The organism is Bradyrhizobium sp. UFLA05-112, from assembly GCF_053572325.1.
Map to the genome: position 1 here is coordinate 1 of NZ_JBANBK010000167.1, position 6,675 is coordinate 6,675.

5 protein-coding genes are annotated in these 6,675 nt (G+C 58.5%); 1 reads left to right on the top strand and 4 read right to left on the bottom strand.

From position 1 onward, the window contains the following. The first annotated feature begins 326 nt into the window (after nucleotides 1-326). Entirely contained in the window at nucleotides 327-842 is a 516-nt protein-coding gene (locus SO180_RS41705) for a hypothetical protein (RefSeq protein WP_449384586.1), read from the top strand. 1,239 nt (nucleotides 843-2,081) lie between these two features. Here SO180_RS41705 and SO180_RS41710 read toward each other — a convergent pair. From SO180_RS41710 to SO180_RS41725, 4 genes are all read right to left on the bottom strand, one after another. Further along, nucleotides 2,082-3,266: an acyltransferase family protein gene (locus SO180_RS41710; RefSeq protein ID WP_449384587.1), complete on the bottom strand. Its 1,185-nt coding sequence runs from the start codon at nucleotides 3,264-3,266 to the stop codon at nucleotides 2,082-2,084. A gap of 137 nt (nucleotides 3,267-3,403) precedes the next feature. Continuing rightward, on the bottom strand, nucleotides 3,404-5,005 hold the full coding sequence (locus SO180_RS41715; RefSeq protein ID WP_449384588.1) for a glycoside hydrolase family 17 protein: 1,602 nt from the start codon (nucleotides 5,003-5,005) through the stop codon (nucleotides 3,404-3,406). A 153-nt stretch (nucleotides 5,006-5,158) separates the two neighbouring features. Continuing rightward, nucleotides 5,159-6,043 carry a sulfatase-like hydrolase/transferase gene (locus SO180_RS41720; RefSeq protein WP_449384589.1) on the bottom strand — a complete coding sequence of 295 codons (885 nt, stop codon included), beginning with the start codon at nucleotides 6,041-6,043 and terminating at the stop codon, nucleotides 5,159-5,161. Next, complete coding sequence (locus SO180_RS41725) at nucleotides 6,009-6,398, bottom strand: Arm DNA-binding domain-containing protein (RefSeq protein WP_449384590.1); 390 nt, start codon at nucleotides 6,396-6,398, stop codon at nucleotides 6,009-6,011. The genes SO180_RS41720 and SO180_RS41725 overlap by 35 nt, the downstream gene beginning before the upstream one ends. Between the last annotated feature and the right edge of the window lie 277 nt (nucleotides 6,399-6,675).

Genomic DNA, 6,675 nt, shown 5'->3' on the forward strand with positions numbered 1-6,675 from the left:
ATTATACACTCTCAACCGGCTACCGGCCTCTCGGCTCTTGCCCCCGCGCAGCGGGCTGGAGCGCAGCGACTTCGTGCTTTGGGCCCAAGCCGAACAGCGCTTCGCGGTAAACCGGACGCCGGGGTATGCTTGCCTCGACCGCCGCTTGTGACCCCGGAGCGGACATCGCCAAATCGCCTTTGGTCTCCAAAGTGCCTGCTTTAGCCAGTTACATGCCTTCCTGAAGCTTGGGAGTGGACATGAGACGACGGGCCGTTCTGCGGCGAGGTAGTCACGAACCCAACTCTTGATTCCCACATCAGCATCGCCCATCGCCTCATCGATCCATGAAGCTCACCGCCGAACGTCCCTTCGCCAACCCGGAAACCGCAGCGCGCAAGCTCGTCGAGCTCGCTGCCGGCATTGAGCCTGTGCAAGACGGCCGCATCCACATCGAGAAGATCAACGCGCCGCTTCTCGACACGCTGAAGGCCAGCGGCGAGGAGTTCGGCGCGGGCATCAACCTCGCGATCGATCGCGGCTGGCTCGAGATGCACGAGAGCGGGACCTACGTGCGGCTGCTGGCGAGTGGCAACACCTTGGAGCCGCTGGCTCGATCACGCTGCGACGCCCGCGGGGCTTCAACTATCGCTTGGGGCTACGGCTACCCTCTCGTCGCGGCAAAATACCGACCTTCTTCTAGACGCTTTCGTCAACGCGCTTGTTACCTTGCCGTGAACGCCGCGCGATGCGCTACCGCTCTTTCTGGATCGGCTCACCCGGTGCACGATCAAGCGGTGGGTGCTGCCGAGCGAGGCCGGTCGTGCCGGGCGGTGCGTCGTTCGCGGCCTGACGCGTGTTGACGCTCTCCAGCGTCGTGACGGACGCGACCACAATTGCGATGGCAAGAGCAACGGCAAATAGAGCCAACGCTGTACGTTGCCTGTCCATGACAACGGCCCTCCTAGCCAACGCTACAACGCCCCTTCAAACCCCCTGGTTCCTGGCAGGCCGTGGTGCGCCCTAGCCGTCTAGTTCACGAAGACTTCGATCACAGCGATAGCAGGATACAGGATGCATACGAGTGCAGGCGGCACCGCGCTGCACTATAGCTCAACGGTGTCGATGGTTGTTAGGCTCCGCAAAGAGACCTGTCCTCGCCTTTAGGCTGATCCGCTATCCAATCAGAAGGCCGCTAATGCTCGGCCAGCGAGGGAAGTGCTGCGGCTTTTATCCGGGATTACGTCCAGGAGAATGCACAGCGGGCATAGCGGTAACCTTTGAGAGCGCCCGTGCGGCGCTCCCGGCTGCGGGGGGGCGTGTTTTTGTCCAAACGGACGGAAGCCGATTTCGAGGACTGGCGGGATGAGCGCGACTAGGCGGCGGCGAAAGTGGGCCGCGTGTGCGCGCGGTGGGAGAGTGTTGGTCCGTTGAATGAACTTTTGCGCCAACCGCGCCCACTCGCGGCTGCAAGCGCTTGCGCCGCGTGACGCGCGGAGGCTGATGCTCGCTTTCTCTGGCCACTAATTAGCACGCTGGCACGATCGACGCTGGTTCCCGTCGGGCACTGGCACCGTCGCGCTCGCTCCCGTGGCGCTCGTGGAGCGAGAGGCTGTCTCGATCAACCCGGCCTAGATGTAGACCGCCCAGGTGCGCCTTCGGAATTACCTTGCTACCCAGACACTTTACGAGAAAGCGCGCGACACGATCTCCCCGAGCTGCAATCGTTGGGTCACGCGGTCGCAATGACGGAACTAACGGCTCTTATGCTGCGGACCTTGAGCAGCCTGTATAGCGCTAGGCGAGCCCCAACTATCGCAGGCCCTATATTGAAGGGCTGACTGATCCGCAGGGCTTAAAGTCTGTGATCAAATGTCCGTGCAAGCATCCATCATGTTTCTGGGCGAACGCGAGCACGCCAATGATCATCATACCCACCAAGACAAGTCCGGCTACGATATTCTTCATCATGGCTACCACTCCGGACAATTCTTCAGTGGTGTTCGATTCACTGCATCCGAACCATCAGTCGCAAGCCGATCGCCGAATATGCAAAGAGCGCTGTCCCGAATCTATCCGCACGGAGCTTGAGCTGATACGACTTACAGCACGTGCCTTGCGCCCGGAATCTTTTGCAACACTTCAGTCGCGCCCCAGCTCAGGAAGACAGTGAGCAAGAAAGCGATCAGGCCCTTGGCTATCGCCGGGATGTCGAAGTCGACCATCCAATACACCAGCCAAAGCACAATCGGGTAGTGCACCAAGAACATGCCGTAGGCAGCGGACTGCATAGGGTCGAGGCTGCTCCAGCCCGATTGCCTGAATCTCAAGAAATAGGCCAGGATCGCAAACATGATCGCCACGCTGAAGGACGCGAAGAACAGTGCATAGATCGCTTCATACCAGTTGGGCAGCGGGGTCGGGTTTCCGAGGATTTCGCGCTTGACGTAGATCAGCATCCACATGAAGCAATAGGGAACGAGTGCTAGAAGCGCCCAAGCCCAGCTGCGCTTTGCGAGCTGGCCATCGGAAGCCAGTAATCCGCCGTCCAGGTACCTGACGCCAATGCCCGCACCAAAAAAGAAGTAGGTCGCATACAGCAGTACGCGCCCGTGCTGGACCGAGAACGGTCCGAACTCGAACCAAGTGAATGGTCCAAAGTGAACTAGACCCGGGATGTAGAACACGGCGGTGACGGCAAGCATGGCTGCGAAGAATTGCGCTGGATGGTCATGGCCGTGTAGCGACAGGCGATTGATCGGATCGATCAGTGTGGGCGAGAGCTTGTAGAGGACGCTTGCGATGACGTCGAAGGTAAGCAACACCCAAAGGAACCAGATCGGGCCACTCGGCCAAGGTCCTTCGGTGATGGTTTTCCACCAGAAGTCGGCGAAGCTGACGTTTGGATGCTGACGCAGTTCAATCGCGTAGTAGGCTAACGGGATGATCGTGAAAGCACAAATCACGAAAGGCAAACCGAGCCGGATCAGGCGATCGCGCAGATAGTCCAGCGGTCCCTTGCGTGCGAGTCCCGGCCAGACAAACAGACCCGACAGAAAGAAAAACATCGCCATGAAGAAGCTGTCAGTGGCGAGCACGATCATGTCAAAACCGATCCACGACTTTGGATCGGTATGACCGAAATGGGTGTATGGAATGACGGCGTGATGGAGCAGTACCACCAGCGTGAGGAAGGTGCGGGTGCGGTCGAGTGCGGCGCTACGCGCTTTTGCTTTTGGCGGTGCCTGATCATTCGCTCGCACTTCCGTCTGCGAGATTGATGACATGATATACCTCGCCTGACTGGAACGTTTAAGTTTCCCGCCGAGGTAGCTGTAGCAAGCGGCGAGATGAAAGTCCGGAGCTTATGCCCTTCTGTCCGAAAGGAGCGTCCTTGAATGTGGCAAGCGGAGCGGCCCCCACGTCAAGCCCGCGTCCGCCATAGCGTAACTGCGAGCAGAATATAGACCCCGCAAGTCCACAGCGACTGCCAGTTGGCCGGCCCCTCGTTAATCCCTATGTAGATCGCTGCGAGCAGAAAAACGCCGGCAAACAAGGATTCCGCCATGGGGCGGCTTCCCTTTTCCGGGGCATTGAGGCGCGTCGCAACCGCAAAAGGCACCGCCGCCATGGTGAGAGCGGCAAAAGGAAAATCAATAAAGCGCGGGTCGAACACAAGACCGAGCGCGGTGGCGGTGCCGATTACGATGGTCACGATCCAGGCCAGCCCGTGCCAGATCGACACCCGTTCTGTCCGACAGTCCGTCGGACCCAGCAATTGCACAAAACTGGGCGTGGGGCGACCTGACATGAGAGCGTGTGCACCAAACACAGGTGAAGCAGTTGCCGTCACCAGAAGCGAGCCCCATAGAAGCGAGCCGCCTACTCCAACACGTTCATAGAACATCTTCTGGGCGGCCACCCCAAATAGAATTCCGGCCGTGGCTGCCGATATCCCGACTGCAAACCATGAGGCAAGGCTGCGCTTCCGAGGGCTTCGCCGCGAGGCCAGCCACGCCGCGCCAAATACCAGGATCGTGAGCACCATTCCGCTGCCCATCTGAAGCTTCCAGAACGGAAAATTACTGATGGGCACGCCGGGTGGATACTTCAGCGTGCGCCCGATGGAATCGAACAGGCCCCAGGATCCGCCAACCGTGCCCTCGATCTCTCGCTTCCACGATTCGTCATAAGCCTCGAACAGGTTGACGCGGAAATGCTCGCGCCGGGCAAGGACAAGGATTTCCGAGACCACCCGAGCCTGATTGGTGCGCGACGGAAGCGCGGCTTCGCGCATCCGCCCTTCGCTAGGCCAGCCTATTTCCCCGATCAGGATTTCCTTGCCCGGAAAGGCGGACGCTATCTGACGGCGAATGGTGTCGACGTGAGCGGCCGCCGATTCCGCTCGGACCGGAACATTCTCCCAATACGGCAAGATATGAACCGTGACGAAATCGACGGCGTCGTAAAGTTCGCGATTACTAAGCCAGAACTCCCAAACGTCGGCATATGTGACAGGGACGCTGACTTGCGCCTTGACCGATCGAATCGTCGCGGCGAGGTCGGAAGTGGTTATGTCCTTGCGCAACAAAGTCTCGTTGCCGACCACGAGCGCGATGATCGTTTCTGGATATTCTTTCGCGAGGCGCACCGCCGTCGAGATCTGGGTTGAATTCTTCTGGCGATCCCTGTCCAGAAAAATGCCCTGAATGACCTTCAGCCCCGCCTTCGCCGCAAGTTCGGGAATTTGATCGAGCCCAAGATCGGTCGCATAAGTGCGAATGCAGTCGGATATCTCCGCGAGTTGGGCAAGATCTTCAGCGATCTGTTCTCTCGACACCTGCGTAGCCGACGAAAGTGACGTTTGATTGCTGCGGAAGGGAGCATAAGATATGCATTGCACTTTGTTGTTCGGATCGACCGGTGCGTCGGCCAATTTGACTGGTGTGCCCAGCCACCCCCACACTGCGGCGATAGCGCACAGGGAAACCAACAGAAGCGTTAGTGGCGCGCGGAGAGAGACCAATTCCGGCCTCCTTGCAAGAGTGTTTTTTGGCTTCCTCAATATGCGAGAATTTCAGACACTTACTTTTTGATTTAGACCGTGGCCCCTTTGCTTCCATCCAGGCACTTCAAGTTAGGCCCACAAGGTGACCCAATACCAAGCTGCGGCAGAAGGTCAACGAGGCGGTGTATACGGGTCGGGGGTGCCGAGTTTGACAGGCGGATATTTACTTAGGCTTGCTTCGAAATCGGCAACAATCTTCAGCATCGGTTCGGCCACCCAAGTGTTGTAGGGAGCCACGTCGCGCTCTTCCTTCCGATCTCTCAGGAGGTTGATGACGATTGGCAACGGCAGCTTCTGTGGGATGTCGTACATACCTTCTTGCTTGATGAGATGCATCTTCCAGTTCCGCCATTTGACGGCCGTCAACCGATCGGCCACGTACGCGGGAAAGCCTTCGCGGTTGGAAGCTTCTTTCTTTCCGAGGAAAAAGTCCAACTTGGCAATGGCCTGTATGCGTGCGTTGGGTGGCGCATCGGCGTGACGCATGATGGCGGCAAGAGATCTTACGGCCTCACCTGTATAAGCCCGACACAGTGACCTTATGTCCGGTGGTATTGCTCTGCGTGCCAATGCTTTACGGGGTGGGTACCCCCTCCCTGTTAGCGCCCTAGCGTATCCATCAAGCCCGTCGATAGCGCGATCGTTTGGAATGTCCGCCCCGCCGACATGTGCAAGTGTCGTGAACAGGTCTACCATGTGGACAATCTCGTTGTTGGCGCGACCGGCTGGCACTTTGCCGGGCCAACGGATGATGAATGGCGTTCGCAGTGAGGCCTCCATTGCTGTGAAATACGTGCCCCGCCAAGGTCCACTGTCCCCTTCCCACGGGTGGGTCGCTTCCGGACCATTGTCGCTGGTGAAAATCACCAGCGTATCGTCTTCAACGCCCGCTTGTTTGATGGCGTCGAGGATTTTCCCGGTACGGTAGTCCATCTCGGCTAAGCAATCGGCCCAATCCCCATTACCAGTTCCGCAGGTGGAGCGATGTCTGCTCAAGACTCTGCGGCTTCATGTCCTTGGCGCGTAGGTCGAGATATTCCTCGGCCAATAAGCCGAACAGCTGCTTGTCATCGGCGCGACCCTTGGCTTTGACGGCAACCGGGTCATTACCCTCGTCGATGCCCACCAGCAGCTTGCGGGCCTTTTTTCGGGCCTCGTCCACCGTAAGGACACCAACCTTCCCAACGGTGCTGCGGCGCTGGAATTGGCCCTGTCGCCACTGAATAATGAACGTGCGGGAGCCGCCGGCTCGGACGCGAAGATAGAGGCCGGGCACTTCAGTGTCGGCATACAGCGTGTCAGTACCCTTCACCGACAGAGTACGAACTGACCCATTCGTCAGCTTGGCCATGTGGACCCTCTGGGAAGCGATTGGGAAGCAAGACCAGGCGCTTCGTGTCGTCGCGTGTCGCCTATGACTAAGGGTATGAGTCCAGAATCCTCATAAAACAAGGGATTTGGAAGCTACGGTCATCCGATGGCAGAGAATACTTTGGGACTTTTAATCACGGGGTCCTGGGTTCGAGCCCCAGCGCGCTCACCAAGCTAAATCTGTCCGGCCCGAAGACATGGGTAACGGACCGTACCTAAGACATGGGTGACAGCCTCGTGCCGAACGGGTTGTCGAG

Bases quoted from the DNA above. Each gene is read 5' to 3' on its own strand.
- SO180_RS41705 (WP_449384586.1), top strand. From the start codon at position 327: ATGAAGCTCACCGCCGAACGTCCCTTCGCCAACCCGGAAACCGCAGCG.
- SO180_RS41710 (WP_449384587.1), bottom strand. From the start codon at position 3,266: ATGTCATCAATCTCGCAGACGGAAGTGCGAGCGAATGATCAGGCACCG.
- SO180_RS41725 (WP_449384590.1), bottom strand. From the start codon at position 6,398: ATGGCCAAGCTGACGAATGGGTCAGTTCGTACTCTGTCGGTGAAGGGT.